This window comes from Candidatus Izemoplasma sp., assembly GCF_982632705.1.
In genome coordinates this window covers 1-16,154 of sequence record NZ_CEXEES010000003.1, presented here as the reverse complement: position 1 = coordinate 16,154, position 16,154 = coordinate 1, and the positions used below count along the sequence as shown (strand labels likewise).

Below are 16,154 nucleotides of genomic sequence, written 5' to 3'. Positions count from 1 at the left end.
ATTCAAAGTAATAAATCAAATTCTTTGATACAATATTATAGAGGTGATAAGAATGAAAAAAATTCTAGTATTACTATTGTTATTAGTATTAACGGGTTGTGATGAAGCACAAGATAATGTTGAAGAAGATAATAAAATTGATATTTGCTTCTACAGTACAGTAAGTGGAGATTTTTGCATGGATAAAGATCTGTATGAGGATACTTTTATAGTTGCTGATATAAATAACATATATGGCAATCCACCACTATATGTAGAGCAAAGTATTGATGAGTATCTTGACAGACATAGAGGTCGTAATATTCGCCAGCTAAATGGAGTTTATTTTAAAGAAGAATCGTATATAGAACTTGATCATATAATAGCAACATTAAATACAAATCATAGATTACAAAATGGAACTGTTGAAGTTACACAGATAGATTATAGTATTAGAATAATAAAAAGAAATGGTATAAGTTACAATGATCCAAAGGAGTTCAGTGTGAAAATGGGAACGAAATATTGCACGTTAAATGATGAAATAGATAGTATGTATGGTATTATTGCTGAACCTCTTCAGGTATCTGCGAAACATGACTTTCTTAATCGATTAAGTGAAATTACTCAATATTCAGATATAACTGATTTTAGTTTCTTGGATATTGACATTGATTGCTATGAAGATACGATTATTATAGATGACATTGAGTACAAATACTCTTTTAAGGGTTCGGATTTTTCTGTTGTTCACAAGGAACAAGATGGTAATTGGAGTCTGCCAGCCTTCACATCATATAACGATGATGGAAGAAATTATTGTATGCAGTCAAGTATTACTCCTGAGACAAACTTCGTGTTGATTGAAGGTGAACTCTATGGAATACAAACAGCACTAGATAATGAGCTTATTGAAGGTCATGATTTGTGGAGATATAATATAACAAAATGTAATTGGTTTAGTAACATCGTAATCCAAATACCATATATAGAAGAACCACCATTTATAGAATATGATCCAATTTCAAGATATGTTAATGGTTATCTAGTTTATAGGAAAACTGAAATAGAAGCTGAAGGCTTTTACGAAATGAAATATGAAGATTATTACTATAGAACTACACTAGAAAACATAAGTGAATTATTCATCAAAGAAGAAGATGAGTTTATATCATTGCTTTCAGCTTTAGAAAGTGATTTAATAGACTATGAAGATATTATAGAATCAAAAGCTGTAAACTTCTTAATTTATGGTTATTATAGCGAAAAAGAGGAAGAGTGATTAATATGAGAAAGATATTAACATTATCGGTAATTATGTTGTTTTCAATTACATTAACATCCTGTAAAAAAGATGAGGCTGTTTTTATAGAGATAGATGGTGTTTCATATGCAGTTGAAGATGTAATAGATTCAGATGTTCAGTTACTACATAATGTTAGTGATGAGGATAATATTGGTGACTTTGTAATCTTCCCACTCTATGATGGATTAACTTGCTATGCAAAATCCAGTAAAGTATATAATAGTTACTATTTTTATTATAATGAAGAACTATACACTATTATAGAAGCGATAGAAGCAGAATTGATTACCTCAGATTTCTTTAGTGATTTCGAGGAATTTGACTGTGTCGCTCATGAGTATGTTATTGATGATATCATTTATGATGAAGTGTACAGTACAGAAACTGCAACATTATTAGTTGTTAGGTGTAGATCAGAAGTAGGAACAGATGACATTGTTGATATCGGAGATGTACTTAATGTTCACCTATACTTTAGTTCAGGTACACATTACTTAGAATACAAGGTTCAATATATGGATGAGCTTTACTCCGTTGAATCTGCATTGTTGTTACAGATAATTGATCTAAACGATGTACTAAACGCACAACTTCCTGATTTATACTATATTGAAATAAACTGTAACGAAGCTGAAGGCGATGAATATGAGTATCAGCCATGCAGTTCAGGAACCACGAATAATCTATTCTTAGTTCAAGATGAGAATTTATATAGAGTTACTGGTTCATTTGATGAGTATGTTGTAATGAAGAATATTAGAGAAATGGCATACACAACTGCTGATCTTAGAACGTTCATAGAAGGAGACACAGTTTGCTCAGCTGGATCGTCAAGTGAAGTTAGTCAGTATCTATTCCTCTATGAGGAAGAGTATTACGGATTTCAAAGTTTCTTAGAACTAGAAGTTGTTAGTCTCGAGACTATAATGGAGAATGGTGGATCACCATGTATGATAATTGTAAATAATCCTGATGAATAAAAAAAAGAAGTAGATTTCTACTTCTTTTTAAGTGCAATTACAAATTCTTGATCTGGATCTATGTATATTGTTTTATTATTCTTATAGGTAACAAAACTACCTATTCTACCAGGAACCTTTTTAATGTATCTAACTTCAACATAATCAACAGGAACACTACTTGATTGTCTCATTTTAGAATGATACGCAGCAAGGTGTGAAGCTGTACGAATTGTAGTTTCACTAAGTTCATCAGAACTTCTTACTACAACGTGACTACCAGAACTATCTTTTACATGAAACCATATCTCGTTATGTTTGGCAAGTTTGTGAGTAATAAACTCATTTTGAATATTGTTCTTACCCACAACTATCTCGATACCATCCTCATCTACATACGTATCAAAGTTTGGCTTCTTTTTTTTCTTTTGTTTTTTATTGGTTTGTTTCTTCTTGAGATACTTTTTATCTTCTAACTCTTCTTTAATTTCTTCTATGTCTTTTAATGTTGCATTTTCAATTTGATGAAGTAGTTCTTCAAAATATTGGATTTCTTGTTTGGCAGATTCAATTTGGGTATTTATGTGAGGTACACTTTTTCTAAGTTTTTTATACTTTTTAAAATACTTCTCCATATTCTCAATAGGGTCTTTTTTAGGATCTAAAACAATTTCTATTTCACTATTATCATAATAGTTAATTGTTTTTAGTAAAGTTTCACCCTTCTTCATGTTATACATGTTAGCTTGTATCAGTTCACCTTTGATTTTGAATATATCTCGTTTATCAGTGTTTTTTAGTTCTTTTGTTAGTTTCTCTATCTTGTGTTTTGCCTTATCAATTTGATTTCTGACAAATTTTATAATGTCTTTACTTCTTTGTCTTATAATGTCTAATGAATCTCGTTCAAAATAGTATCTATCTAGCATTTCATTAACTGTATCAAAGTATTTCTTTTGTCCATCTATATGAGTTAAATCTGTATAGTAGAAGTAATCCTTTCTAGCTGAAATAATTACTGGTTTAATTGTAGTCAATAAATCTTCGAAGATTGATTTAATATCAAGGTTTGATTCATATCTATTTAGAACTTCGTTTACAAGTAAGGGACTACACCCTTGGAAGTGATTTAACAATGATTGTCTGTTTATATTATTGGGATTGTCCAAGAAAGAATCTCGTAACTCCTTATTTAAGGGGTCAACCTTTTCATTGGGTAATACTCTATATATTGCACCAGGAAATATGGTTCTATCAGTACCGTCAAAAGGCATGTTATGCTTCATTGCTTCAAGTATCTTGAACTCACTATCTGTAACAATTATATTGGCATGTCTACCAGTTACTTCAATGACAAGTTTTTTGATTTGTAGATCACCAAGTTCATTACGTTTCTCTATATCAAATATAATTAATCGGTCATTCCCTATTTGCTCTATCTTTTGAATGATTCCACCTTCAAGATGTTTTCTAAGAAACATACAGAATGTAGGTGGAGTATTTGGTCGTTCAGTTTGTTTTGTTGTTAGATGGATTCTAGCATAGTTTGGTGATGCTGAAACCAATAGTTGTTGCTTTTGTTTTTTATGATGGATTATGAACAATAAATCGTAAGCTGAAAGCTGATAGATTTTATTAATTCTACCAGTTGTTAACGCATCTTTTAACTCATTTGTTACTACTCTTAAAATATTTCCATCAAAACTCATAATTATCACCGCTCACATTATATCATAATAACGCTTTTAATTAAAAAGTTGTTACAAATACTATCATTTTTACTATAATATGTTATTATATAAAGTAAATAATATAAGAGTATCCAAATATAAATGAGGGACTAGGTTAATGAAACTTAACGAACGTGGTTTATTAGTAGTAATTAGCGGACCTTCTGGAGTAGGAAAAGGTACCGTTAGAAAAGCGTTGTTTGAATTAGAAGGACATGACTTAGTATACTCAACTTCAATGACAACTAGAGCACCTCGAAATGGCGAGGTTGATGGTGAAGATTATTACTTTGTTTCAAGAGAAGAATTTGAGCAAAGAATAAAAGACGACAAGTTCTTAGAATACGCAGAATTTGTTGGTAATTATTATGGAACACCTAGAGACAAGGTTGATGATCAAATTGAAGCTGGTAAAGAAGTTGTTTTAGAAATCGAAGTACAAGGTGCTTTGCAAGTTAGAGAACGTGCAAAAGATGCAGTATTTGTTTTCATTGCACCACCAAACAAAGAAGCGTTATATAGAAGGCTTCTTCGTAGAGGGACAGAAGACGATAAAACAATTCAAAGAAGAATGGATAAAGCAGAAAGAGAATTTCCGCTTGCTCATAAGTATGATTATATTGTTGTTAATGACGAAGTAACAAATGCAGCGGACAGAATACTAGCTATCATCCGTGCTGAACATGCGAAAACAGAACGATCTATTTATAAATACAATGAAATGTTGGAGGTTACATAAATTTGAAAAATTCAGAAGGATTACGTTATCCATCAATCGATAACTTATTGACTAAAATTGATTCTAAGTATAAATTAGCTTATGCAAGTGCAAAAAGAGCTAAAATTATCAAAGAAGAAGAATACACGTCAATAGTGCCAAAATCAAGCAAACCAGTAGGTATTGCATTAGAAGAGATTTTGGAAGGAAAAGTAGAAATTGACTTCGAAGAAAAGTAGAATATCAATTCTACTTTTTTTTATTTTTACAGTTATTTTATAACTGTAATATGGTATAATCTTTATAGCAATTTAATTGGAGTGAGCTTACATGAAAGACAGATTTATTAGACTATTAGAAATGCTTGATTTACTAGACAAAAGACATATTTATATAGGTGAGTTAAAAGACTTTGAAGTAACCACCACATTAAACAACACCAACGATAGTTGGTTTTTTGATATTGAACTTCAAACTCCAATCGATATCGAGGATTTTAAAGTGTTTGCAGAACGCATTAAACTACTTCCAAGAAAAGTAAAAGGTGTTCAAAGTGTTGATTATAAAATCTCATACAAAGAGCAAGATTATGAACAACTAGAAGAATATTATGATTATGTAATTAGAGGTATGGCTAAAAAGAAACCAAGATTCACTGCGATTATAGATTTCGATATATCAAGAGACAAAAATAGAATTGAAGTAGTGCGTCCAAAAGACGCAACTTTTGTCACAGAATTATTATACGATTTAACAGAAGAACTACAAAGATTCGGATTTGATTGTATCCTTGCATCAAAAATATCTAAAGACTCTGAGTTGATTACAGATAGAATGGCACGACAAGACCGCATATTTATGAATGAGGTTATGCAAAATGTTGAAGCTGCTCCTGAAGAAATCAGATATTTAAGTCTGGATAATAAAATGGTACGAGGTGCTAATAATAAAATTAGTGAAGTACCTAAAACTGAAGAAGAGTTAAATGAATACAAATCAGCAAACGATAAAGCGATATTTGGCTTAGAAGGTGAAATCGTAAAAATAGAAGCAAGAAAAATCAATGAAAACACAGATCTTTACACAATGATTATCACAGATGAAGATGATAGTATTTATGTTAAGAAATGGGTTAAAGAAGCAAATGATAGAACCTTTATAAAAGGGATTAAAGCAGGGATGCACGCTAAGATTAAAGGTGTTGCTCAGTTTGATAAATTTAGTAACGAAATAACGATAGTTGCTAACGTAGTAGAATACACAAATAAACCAGTTCCAAAAGATACAAGAAGAGACTTAAATAGAGTCAAAAGAATTGAACTACATACTCATACAAAAATGTCTACACTTGATGGAATTGATAGTGTAAAAGATTATGTAAAACAAGCTAAACTTTGGGGACATAAAGCAATTGCTATTACAGATCACGGGAATGTACAAGGATTCCCTGAATTATATAAAACAACAAAAGATGAAACGATTAAACCAATATATGGTGCAGAGTTTACTTTTATCAGAGAAGAAGATTATGAGATTGTTAAAAACCCAATAGACATGCCATTTGATGATGCTATTTATACGGTTTTTGATATTGAAACAACTGGATTATCTGTTAACTTTGATAAGATTATCGAGATAGCGGCTGTTAAAATTCAAAACAACCATATTATTGATGAATATCAAACATACGTGAATCCTCAACGAGAATTAAGTATGTTAACAACTAGAATCACAAGCATTAAAAATGTCGATGTTGTTGACGCTCCATTGATTGATACAGTTATACATGAATTCCATGAATTCAGTAAAGATACTGTACTAGTTGCTCACAACGCACATTTTGATGTTGGTTTTATCGAAAGTGAATATAAGCAACACAATGTAAAACACAATAAACTATCTTATGTTGATACACTAAGTATCGCTAGGAACTGTTATAGTAAAGAATTAAAAAGGTTCAACTTAAAAGCGGTATCAAGACACTTCAATGTAGATCTTACTCAACACCATAGAGCAATCTATGATACAAGAGCAACTGCGGACATCTTTTTACATATGCTAAGAGATGCTAGAAGAGTTGGAATAACGAATGTAAAAGACTTCAATAAGTTAAGTGAAAACGGAGTTGGTTATAAACACGTTATTAGTAAACATATGAATATCTTAGTTGCGAACGAAGTTGGACTAAGAAACTTATTCAAAATTACAAGTTTAGCCAACACAGAATACTTCTATAGAGAAGCAAGATTACTTAAAAAGGTTCTTGATGAAAATAGAGAAGGATTATTGGTTGGTAGTGGTTGTATGAATAGTGCGTTTTTTGAAACCGCAATGAATAAATCATATGAACAATTAAAAGAATATGCTTCATACTTTGATTACCTAGAATTACAACCTCCAGGAGATCTAAAACATTTAGGTGAAGATAATACAGATTACAACAAAAATCTGAAGGAAATATATCAAAGAATCATTCAAATTGGAGAAGAATTGGAAATCCCTGTTGTCGCCAGTGGTGATGTTCACCACATCAGTAAATCAGATAAAAAATACAGAGATATCTATGTTCAAACTCCAGTAGTTGGTGGAGGAATCCATCCACTATCTAGATATAAAGAAATACCTTCACAATATTTTAGAACAACAAATGAAATGTTAGAAGAATTCAATTTCTTAGACGACGATAAAAAAGTTGAAATCGTAATTACAAACACACATATCATCAACGATAAGATTGATTTTGTAAAAGCATTCAACCCAGAACTATATGCACCAACCGATGATTTCCTTGCATTAGAAGGGATTCCAAGCATAGAAAACAAACTGATTAAAATGGTCTCTGACCGTAGTAAAAAACTATATGGTCAAGATATACCTAAATTAGTAAAAGATAGAATAGACAAAGAAATTAAGAGTATCACATCAAATAAATTCAGTACTGTATACTACATATCACATCTATTAGTTAAGAAATCTTTAGATGAAGGATATTTAGTAGGTAGTCGTGGATCTGTAGGTAGTAGTTTGGTTGCTACATTAATGGATATTACAGAGGTAAATCCACTACCACCACACTATGTTTGTCCTAAATGTCATTTCAGTTCATTTAAAATGACAAATGATCAAAAGGTCAAATACGGTGTTCGTGATAACGAGGAACAAGTTCAAGTTATATTAGATAAATACGAATCTGGATTTGATTTACCAAAAGAAATATGTCCTGTCTGTACGTCAGATTTAAACAAAGACGGTCATAGTATTCCCTTTGAAACATTCTTAGGATTTAAAGGAGACAAAGTACCAGATATTGATTTAAACTTTAGTGGAGATTATCAACCTATTGTTCATGAGTATATAAGAACAATATTTGGAAATGAAAGAGCGTTTAGAGCAGGTACGATTGGTACTGTTGCTGAGAAGACTGCTTTTGGATATGTCAAAGGATATTTAGAACGTAAAAACTTAACCATGAGAAAAGCAGAAATCGAACGAAGAGCTAGTAGAATAGTTGGAGTGAAACGGTCAACAGGACAACACCCAGGTGGAATCGTTGTTGTACCTAACTATAAAGAAATTATAGATGTAACACCAGTTCAGTTCCCCGCAGATGATGTAAATGCATCATGGAGAACAACACACTTCGATTACCATAGTTTTGAAGATAACTTATTTAAGTTAGATGTACTAGGACATGATGATCCAACGATGATTCGTTACCTAATGGATTATGTTCAAGAACATCCATTAGATTTTCCATTTAGCAAAGCAACAGATATTCCAATGGATGATCCGAATGTTTATAGACTACTAAATGGAACAGACGTCCTAAACTTAACTCCCGCAGATTTAAATGGTAGTGAAGTAGCTTCGTTTGGTATCCCCGAAATGGGAACAAAATTCGTTAGAGATATGTTGAGGGATTCTCGACCTAATAACTTCGCTGATGCCGTTAAAATATCTGGATTATCACACGGGACAGATGTTTGGTTAAACAATGCAAAGAGTTTAGTAATTGGACATAAAAAATATGGGAAAATCCCATTTAAAGAAGTAATTGGTTGTCGTGATGATATCATGGTCTACTTAATCTCAAAAGGGATGAAAGAAGCAACTGCATTCGAGATATCTGAGTTTATCCGTAAGGGTAAAGCAGCCGGTAATAGAACACAATGGGAAACATATAAACAAATAATGAGAAACGCAAAAATTGATGAGTGGTATATCTGGTCTTGTGGACAAATAAAATACATGTTCCCAAAAGCCCATGCCACAGCATACGTAATGATGGCAATGAGAATCGCTTGGTTCAAAGTATACAAACCAATCGTATTCTATAGCGCATACTTCAGTAAACGTGCAAGTGACTTTGATGTCTATGCAATGCAAGGTGGAGAATATGCAATCAATAAAAAAATGGAAGAAATCGCAGTAAACGGAAATAGAGCAACTGAAACAGAAAAAAGACTGTATACAGTATTAGAACTTTGTAACGAAATGATTAAAAGAGGATTCAACTTCAGACCAATCGACATAGATAAATCTGATGCCAGAAACTTCGTAATCCACGAAGATGGAAAATCATTATATTTACCGTTTATTACAGTAGATGGTCTTGGTCTTAAAGTGGCTAATACAATCGTTAAAGCAAGAGAAGAAACACCGTTTAAATCAAAAGATGATGTCACAGAACGTACCTCAGTAAGTAAGACTTTATTTACTAAGTTAGATATGTTAAATTGTTTCGATCATTTACCAGATAATAGTCAAATGAATTTATTTGATATGTAGACAAATATGTCGTTTTCATAAAAGATAAAATATTTTAAAATAAAGTTAGGAGGTTTTTACTATGGACAATGTGTATGAAGATAATGGAATGACAATTATCAAAGGATTACAATATGTATTACTAGGTGCGTTTATACCACTAGTAACAGGTATGCTTGTTATTCAACTATTAGTAGGATTAGAATTCATGATGTTCATTTTTCCTATTGGGATACCATATATGTTATTTATTGGTGTGTTATTTCTAGTTATAATGATTCTATTCTTAAAATTTGCAGTTCATGAAGTGTTCAAGTATTTGAATATTAAAGGACAAGGAAAAATGATCGCAGATATAAGTTATGTACTAATGTGTATCGCAATTATTATAATCATTGATTTCCCAATGCCTGTATGATCACTGTAACAGTAGATCGTAAATTAGGAACAAGACACCCCAAACATAAAAGTATCATTTATAAAGTGAATTACGGATATGTAAAAGGGATTATAGCACCAGACAATGAAGAACAAGATGCGTATGTACTTGGTGTTTACGAACCGATAGATTCTTTTGAAGGCGAATTAATCGCTATTATAAAAAGACATAATGATATAGAAGATAAATGGGTCGTTGCCAATAAAGATTTCACTGTAAAAGAAATTAGGGAGTTAACTCATTTTCAAGAACAGTACTTCGATATCGAAATAATAAAGGTGAATAACAAGGAGGATCAAAATGAGATTTAGAGGAGAAAATCCTGTCTATAAGAACTACGGACAATCTTATGGCTTAGAAGGATCAAATGATTATGCCGCATCGTATGGTGGTGTATTTAGAAAAACAACATTACTATTATTACTAACAGGACTTATTGCGTACTATGTAGGTACACTTAATACAATTGATTTCACAATGGGTACACTTATATTTGGGATGATTGTTTCACCAATCCTAGCTTATATAATGGTAATCCTTGCACATAGAAATGTTGCGATGAGTTTCATGTATACGATATTGTATGCAATATTTGAAGGGGTATTCTTAGGATTACTAACAATGCTAGTTGCATCCTTTACAGAAGGTCCAATTGTACTATACGCACTTGCTGGAACATTTAGCACAGTATTCGTAATGCTACTTGTTTATATGAGTGGAATTGTAAATGTAAATGAACGATTTAAAGGATTCTTAATGACTGCGTTTGGAGCAATGTTCTTACTTGTTATTGTTTACCTTATCGGATCACTAACAGGGTTATTTACTTTTGCAGGTTCATTAACGTTCTACATGACAATTATTGTATTTAGTATCTTCGTATCTACAATGTATCTATTATATGATTTTAATAGAGTTAAAGAAATGGTAGAAAGCGGGGTAGATAAACAATATGAATGGAGTTTATCACTTGGTTTAATCGTAGTAATTGTATGGCTTTATATTGATATTTTACGCCTACTTGCGATAATCATGAACAGAGACTAAGTATGGTATCATTTAAACATTAAGAGATATTAAGGCAAAATAAAAACACAACCACTTGGTTGTGTTTTTTTACTAACTACACTAAATACTTTAAATCGTTGTTTAGAATAACAGATACTAAATCAACAACATAGAAAATTGGTGAAAGAATCAAGTTAAGGATTGCTAAAACTAATTTCCCCTTTTGTAATCTAAATACAATACCTAATACTACATTTGTTATTGGAATAATAGCTAAGATTAATGAGATTAAGAATTCTTGCTTTAAATATGCTTTGTTTCTCTTTGCCATAAAAAATCCTCCTATTTGATTTGTCTAATACAATTATAACATATTGATATATTTTTTTGAATTGAAATATCATTTACAACTTTGTACTATACCCTAAATCTATAGATATGTTATAATAATTAAGAGAAAGTGGTGGTTATATGATGTTTAAATGTCCTAACTGTAACAAAAAAACGGTGTCTTTAAAAGATAAAGTTACTTCACATTTTAGATACCCCGGTGTTTGCGAAAACTGCAAAAAGGGATATGTACTTAGAGGAAGCCTCTATTTTGTTATACTTGTAATAATTTCACCGTTTCTTTTATTGATTGATTCAAACATAAAACCAATATATCTGGGTGTTTTAGTTCCTGTCATTCTATTAACGATTTTTGCAGTAAGGATTTTCTATCCGCTGAAGAAGTTTGATTTATTCGAATGATTTAGTATTAGGAGTAATACGTGTATTAGATAGAGAAACATTTTAACTATTGATTTCTATAATGGGTATGTTATAATGAGTTTAAATTGATGACGAGGACATAGTAATTAGTAATACTTTTATCAAGAGAGAAGCGAGATTTTGCTGTAATTGCTTCATAAAAGAACTAATGAATTCACCCTTAGAGATGTGCTAATCACACACGTTACTCTGCGTTAAAGAGTTGAGAGCTAGTTTAACTAGAACATAGGTGGTACCGCGGAAATTCATTCGTCCTTAATTTTTAAGGACGTTTTTTTATTATATAAAGGAGTGTTAAAATGAGTGTTAAAGACAAATTACAAGAACTGATAAGTGAAGCCAAAGAGAAAATATCTCTTGTGAAAAGCGTTCACGAATTAAACGATGTAAAAGCTAAGTATTTAGGTAAAAAAGGATCTTTTCAAGAAATTATGAAGTTGATGAAAGATTTACCTAATGAGGAAAGACCATCATTTGGTAAATTAACAAATGAGGCGAAGCAAGTAGTCACATCGTATTTAAATGAGCAAAAGCAAATTATTGATGACGCAATTGTAAATGAGCAACTTAAAAGTGAAACGATTGATGTAACATTACCAGGAAGATCATTTGAAGTTGGGAAAAGACATTTACTTACACAAATAAAAGAAGAGTTAGAAGACTTGTTTATTGGTATGGGTTACAGTGTTATGGAAGGTCCAGAGATAGAAATTGATGAATATAATTTCGAAAAACTGAATTTACCAAAAAATCATCCAGCACGTGATATGCAAGATACATTCTATATCACAGAAGAAACATTGTTAAGAACTCATACTTCACCGGTTCAAGTACGTACAATGCTTGATAACAGTGAAAAAGGACCAATAAAAATCGTTTGTCCAGGTAAAGTGTTTAGAAGAGATGATGACGATGCAACGCATAGTCATCAATTTATGCAATTTGAAGGATTGGTTGTAGATGAAAAAACATCAATGGCTGATTTAAAAGGAACTTTACTTGTAGCTGCAAGAAAACTGTTTGGAGATAAAAGAGAGATTAGATTAAGACCTTCTTATTTCCCATTCACTGAACCTTCAGTTGAAGTAGATGTTAGCTGCCATAACTGTAATGGTAAAGGGTGTAACATTTGCAAAGGTACAGGTTGGATTGAAGTTTTAGGTGCTGGAATTGTAAATAACAATGTATTAGAAGCATCAGGATATGATAGTACTAAATACCAAGGATTCGCATTTGGTATGGGAGTAGAACGTATCGCTATGTTGAAATATGGAATTAACGATATTAGAGGTTTTTACACAAATGACATCAGATTCAATAAGCAGTTTAAGTAAGCTTATTGGTAATAGGAGGATATATATATGAAAATATCATTGAACTGGCTAAAAGAGCTTGTTGATGTAAATATAACAATAGAAGAATTAAGTAATTTATTCAATCTTCACAGTGGTGAAGTTGAAGAACACTACAATCTTGTTGAAGCAACTAATTTAGTTGTCGGATATGTTGAGAGTAAAGAGAAACATCCAGATGCTGATAAGCTATCAGTATGCCAAGTTAACATCGGAAACTCAATTTCTCAGATTGTTTGTGGTGCACCAAATGTTGACAAAGGTCAATACGTTATCGTAGCACAACCCGGAACAGAACTACCAGGATCTTTCAAAATCAAAGCGTCTACAATTCGTGGAGTAGAAAGTAATGGAATGATTTGTAGTTTAGATGAACTTGGTATAGATAAAAAATACCATCAAGAAGATGGGATACATGAAATCTCAGTCGAATGTAAACCAGGAGATGATCCTATTGAAGTTTTACATCTAAATGATTCTGTTTTCGCATTAGATTTAACACCAAATAGAGCCGATTTACTAAGTGTAATGGGTGTTGCCTATGATACAGCAGCTATTCTTAAAACGAAAGTAAAAAATAAAGAGATCACTGTACCTGAAATAAATAAGATAAATCCAGTATCAATTGAAATAGATACTGACAAGTGTTCATCATATTATGCAAGAGTTATAGAAAATATTGAGATTAAAGATAGTCCAAGATGGATGCAATCAAGATTGATTGCAGCAGGAATGCGACCTATCAGCAATGTTGTTGACATTACTAATTATGTAATGCTAGAAACTGGTCAACCTCTTCACGCATTTGATTACGACTTATTACAAACTGGTAAAATTGTTGTACGTCAAGCTAAGGCAAATGAAGAAGTAGTTACACTAGATGAAAACAAAAGAAAGCTTGATCCAACTGATGTTGTAATTACAAATGGTGAAAATGTTGTAGCAATTGGTGGTGTAATGGGTGGATTGGATACTGAAATTGTTAGTTCATCAAAACGTATTTTACTTGAGAGTGCAGTATTTGATGCATACTCAATTAGAAAGACTTCTAATAGACTCGATTTAAGAAGTGAAGCTAGTACTAGATTTGAAAGAAAAGTAGATCCAAATAGAACCATATTAGCTTTAGAGATGGCTACAATGCTATTCCATAAATATGCCAATGGTGATGTATTAAAAGGGATCAACAAAGTTGAAAATGGTAATTTATCAAATAAATTGATCACTGTAACGACAGATAAGATAAACAAAGTACTAGGAACAACATATTCTGATACACTAATTACAGAGACATTAGAAAGACTTGACTTCGCACATACAATTGAAGATGGTGTTATCTCAATATCTGTACCTACAAGAAGACAGGATATTGAAACATATCAAGATATAGTTGAAGAAGTAGGAAGAATACAAGGATACGATAATTTACCTACTACTTTACCTGAAACTGTAAGTTTAGGTGCTTTATCTGAACGACAATCATTTAAAAGAACAATACATAGATTATTAACTGGACTCGGATTGAACGAAGTGGTTACATATTCGCTAACATCTAAAGACAAGGTTTTAGATTTTGTATCAAAAGACGAAAAAGGATTGATTTCAGAAGTAGTTGAACTGATGATGCCGATGAGTAAAGATAAATCGACAATGATTCTTTCTCCAATAGGTGGAATACTGGAATCTATAAAATATAATGTTGCTAGAAAGAATTCTGATATTCTATTCTACGAGCTAAGCAAAAGATATACTAAAACAACTGAAACAGAAGTTCTAGCAGGGGCAGTTACTGGTGAAATCAGTAACGTTTTATGGCAAGGTAAAAAAGAAATCGTGGATTTCTATACACTTAAGGGAATAATTTCATCAATGTTAAATGAATTAGGGTTATCACATTTATATTTAGAAACTACAGATGATTATGATAATCTACATCCAGGGCAAAGTGCTTATATAATGGATAGAAGCGGAGTGGTAGGATTCATCGGAAAACTTCATCCGAAATATGAGAAAGCAAATAACCTTAAAAATGTATATGTTTTCGAGTTGAAACTTGAATCATTACTTAAGTTAAGAAGACCTCTTAAAAAAGCCAAAGAAATTAATAAGTACCCTTCTATGTTTAGAGATTTGGCGATTGTGGTTGATAGTGAAATACAAGCACAGAAGATAAAAGATATTATTTCAAAAGCAGGTAAACGTATGTTAACAGATGTAATGATCTTTGATTTATTTGTAGGTGGAAATCTATCAGAGAATCAAAAATCTGTTGCATTGAGATTGGAATTTAATGATCCAAAAAGAACTCTTGAATCATCAGAAGTAGATGAGAGTGTGAAGGAGATACTTTCTTCTTTGGAAAAGCAAATTAAAGCAGTATTAAGATAAATAAAAAGGACTTCTAAGAAGTCCTTTTTTTATTGGAATAACGATTTAATTATTTCAGGTATTTCTGATACATTTAAACCTGAGTAAGGGAAGATGACTTTTAATGAATCTTTTATTGTTTCATATTGTAGATTTGATAGACTACAATGCTTCATAAAGGATACGAGCAACTGATGCTCTTTAAACTCAATGATTACATGTAAATTACTATCTGTTCCTGAAACTGTTATATCGTATTTTTCAAGTTCCTTTAGGATACACTCGTTTTTCTCTTTATATAGTGTATAAAGTTTTTTTGTATGTCTTTTGAATAGCCCTTCTTTCATATAGAGAGCCAAACTAAGCTGTTCTAACTTACTTACACCTTGTCCAAAACTCAAATATGATTCTTTGAATTTATTATATAGAGGTATTGGCAATATCATATAAGATAGCCTAATACTTGGTAATATAGTTTTTGAAAAAGAACCCATATATATGACATTCTCATTGTTGTCAAAACTATAAATACTTGGAATAGTGAAGCTGTTATATCTTATGAAGAAGTTGTAATCATCTTCAATTATATAAGTTTTGTTCTTTTTAGCCCACTTCAGCAACTCATATCTCTCATTTACCTTAATTACATCGCCAGTAGGGTATATATTTGATGGTGAAATATATAGAAAATCACTTTTATTGTCAATTATTGATTGAACATTTTTCGCTGGCTGGATTACGTAGTTATTCATCTT

Annotated in this window: 13 protein-coding genes and 1 other annotated feature; of the genes, 10 read left to right on the top strand and 3 right to left on the bottom strand. The window is 31.5% G+C overall.

Annotated features, from left to right (window positions below; all coding sequences use genetic code 11):
* Positions 1-52: 52 nt before the first annotated feature.
* Complete coding sequence (locus tag AC2LE6_RS00710) at positions 53-1,261, top strand: hypothetical protein (RefSeq protein WP_484477312.1); 1,209 nt, start codon at positions 53-55, stop codon at positions 1,259-1,261.
* Between the two features lie 5 nt (positions 1,262-1,266).
* On the top strand, positions 1,267-2,265 hold the full coding sequence (locus tag AC2LE6_RS00705) for a hypothetical protein (RefSeq protein WP_484477311.1): 999 nt from the start codon (positions 1,267-1,269) through the stop codon (positions 2,263-2,265).
* Positions 2,266-2,282: 17 nt separating this feature from the next.
* Here the strand turns inward: AC2LE6_RS00705 and AC2LE6_RS00700 are convergent, their stop codons facing one another.
* Positions 2,283-3,953, bottom strand: coding sequence for an Rqc2 family fibronectin-binding protein (locus tag AC2LE6_RS00700; RefSeq protein ID WP_484477310.1), 1,671 nt, complete (start codon positions 3,951-3,953; stop codon positions 2,283-2,285).
* 139 nt (positions 3,954-4,092) lie between these two features.
* Here AC2LE6_RS00700 and gmk point away from each other — a divergent pair, with 139 nt between their 5' ends.
* The 6 genes from gmk (at position 4,093) to AC2LE6_RS00670 (ending at position 10,945) form a co-directional block, all read left to right on the top strand.
* Positions 4,093-4,713: a guanylate kinase gene (gmk, locus tag AC2LE6_RS00695; RefSeq protein ID WP_484477309.1), complete on the top strand. Its 621-nt coding sequence runs from the start codon at positions 4,093-4,095 to the stop codon at positions 4,711-4,713.
* 2 nt (positions 4,714-4,715) lie between these two features.
* Positions 4,716-4,931: a DNA-directed RNA polymerase subunit omega gene (gene rpoZ, locus AC2LE6_RS00690; protein WP_484477308.1), complete on the top strand. Its 216-nt coding sequence runs from the start codon at positions 4,716-4,718 to the stop codon at positions 4,929-4,931.
* 91 nt (positions 4,932-5,022) lie between these two features.
* The gene (locus AC2LE6_RS00685) at positions 5,023-9,480 is read left to right on the top strand and encodes a PolC-type DNA polymerase III (RefSeq protein WP_484477307.1); all 4,458 of its coding nucleotides are present in this window, start codon (positions 5,023-5,025) and stop codon (positions 9,478-9,480) included.
* A 61-nt stretch (positions 9,481-9,541) separates the two neighbouring features.
* Positions 9,542-9,877 carry a hypothetical protein gene (locus AC2LE6_RS00680; protein ID WP_484477306.1) on the top strand — a complete coding sequence of 112 codons (336 nt, stop codon included), beginning with the start codon at positions 9,542-9,544 and terminating at the stop codon, positions 9,875-9,877.
* Complete coding sequence (locus AC2LE6_RS00675; RefSeq protein ID WP_484477305.1) at positions 9,874-10,209, top strand: inorganic pyrophosphatase; 336 nt, start codon at positions 9,874-9,876, stop codon at positions 10,207-10,209. The genes AC2LE6_RS00680 and AC2LE6_RS00675 overlap by 4 nt, the downstream gene beginning before the upstream one ends.
* Entirely contained in the window at positions 10,199-10,945 is a 747-nt protein-coding gene (locus tag AC2LE6_RS00670; protein ID WP_484477304.1) for a Bax inhibitor-1/YccA family membrane protein, read from the top strand. The genes AC2LE6_RS00675 and AC2LE6_RS00670 overlap by 11 nt, the downstream gene beginning before the upstream one ends.
* A 76-nt stretch (positions 10,946-11,021) precedes the next feature.
* Here AC2LE6_RS00670 and AC2LE6_RS00665 read toward each other — a convergent pair whose 3' ends face one another.
* Positions 11,022-11,237, bottom strand: coding sequence for a hypothetical protein (locus tag AC2LE6_RS00665; RefSeq protein WP_484477303.1), 216 nt, complete (start codon positions 11,235-11,237; stop codon positions 11,022-11,024).
* 502 nt (positions 11,238-11,739) lie between these two features.
* Positions 11,740-11,940 (top strand) — a binding site (T-box leader).
* A gap of 39 nt (positions 11,941-11,979) precedes the next feature.
* On the opposite strand from AC2LE6_RS00665, the gene pheS reads away from it, so the two are divergent.
* Complete coding sequence (gene pheS, locus AC2LE6_RS00660; RefSeq protein ID WP_484477302.1) at positions 11,980-13,014, top strand: phenylalanine--tRNA ligase subunit alpha; 1,035 nt, start codon at positions 11,980-11,982, stop codon at positions 13,012-13,014.
* 27 nt (positions 13,015-13,041) lie between these two features.
* Positions 13,042-15,420, top strand: coding sequence for a phenylalanine--tRNA ligase subunit beta (gene pheT / locus AC2LE6_RS00655; protein WP_484477301.1), 2,379 nt, complete (start codon positions 13,042-13,044; stop codon positions 15,418-15,420).
* Between the two features lie 29 nt (positions 15,421-15,449).
* Here pheT and AC2LE6_RS00650 read toward each other — a convergent pair.
* The coding region (locus AC2LE6_RS00650; protein WP_484477300.1) for an aminotransferase class I/II-fold pyridoxal phosphate-dependent enzyme at positions 15,450-16,154 on the bottom strand (705 nt) is incomplete at its 5' end.

What these genes read in the sequence shown, in the direction of transcription:
- AC2LE6_RS00710 (WP_484477312.1), top strand. Translation starts at nt 53, where the DNA reads ATGAAAAAAATTCTAGTATTACTATTGTTATTAGTATTAACGGGTTGT.
- AC2LE6_RS00705 (WP_484477311.1), top strand. Translation starts at nt 1,267, where the DNA reads ATGAGAAAGATATTAACATTATCGGTAATTATGTTGTTTTCAATTACA.
- AC2LE6_RS00700 (WP_484477310.1), bottom strand. Translation starts at nt 3,953, where the DNA reads ATGAGTTTTGATGGAAATATTTTAAGAGTAGTAACAAATGAGTTAAAA.
- gmk (WP_484477309.1), top strand. Translation starts at nt 4,093, where the DNA reads ATGAAACTTAACGAACGTGGTTTATTAGTAGTAATTAGCGGACCTTCT.
- AC2LE6_RS00685 (WP_484477307.1), top strand. Translation starts at nt 5,023, where the DNA reads ATGAAAGACAGATTTATTAGACTATTAGAAATGCTTGATTTACTAGAC.
- AC2LE6_RS00680 (WP_484477306.1), top strand. Translation starts at nt 9,542, where the DNA reads ATGGACAATGTGTATGAAGATAATGGAATGACAATTATCAAAGGATTA.
- AC2LE6_RS00675 (WP_484477305.1), top strand. Translation starts at nt 9,874, where the DNA reads ATGATCACTGTAACAGTAGATCGTAAATTAGGAACAAGACACCCCAAA.
- AC2LE6_RS00670 (WP_484477304.1), top strand. Translation starts at nt 10,199, where the DNA reads ATGAGATTTAGAGGAGAAAATCCTGTCTATAAGAACTACGGACAATCT.
- AC2LE6_RS00665 (WP_484477303.1), bottom strand. Translation starts at nt 11,237, where the DNA reads ATGGCAAAGAGAAACAAAGCATATTTAAAGCAAGAATTCTTAATCTCA.
- pheS (WP_484477302.1), top strand. Translation starts at nt 11,980, where the DNA reads ATGAGTGTTAAAGACAAATTACAAGAACTGATAAGTGAAGCCAAAGAG.
- pheT (WP_484477301.1), top strand. Translation starts at nt 13,042, where the DNA reads ATGAAAATATCATTGAACTGGCTAAAAGAGCTTGTTGATGTAAATATA.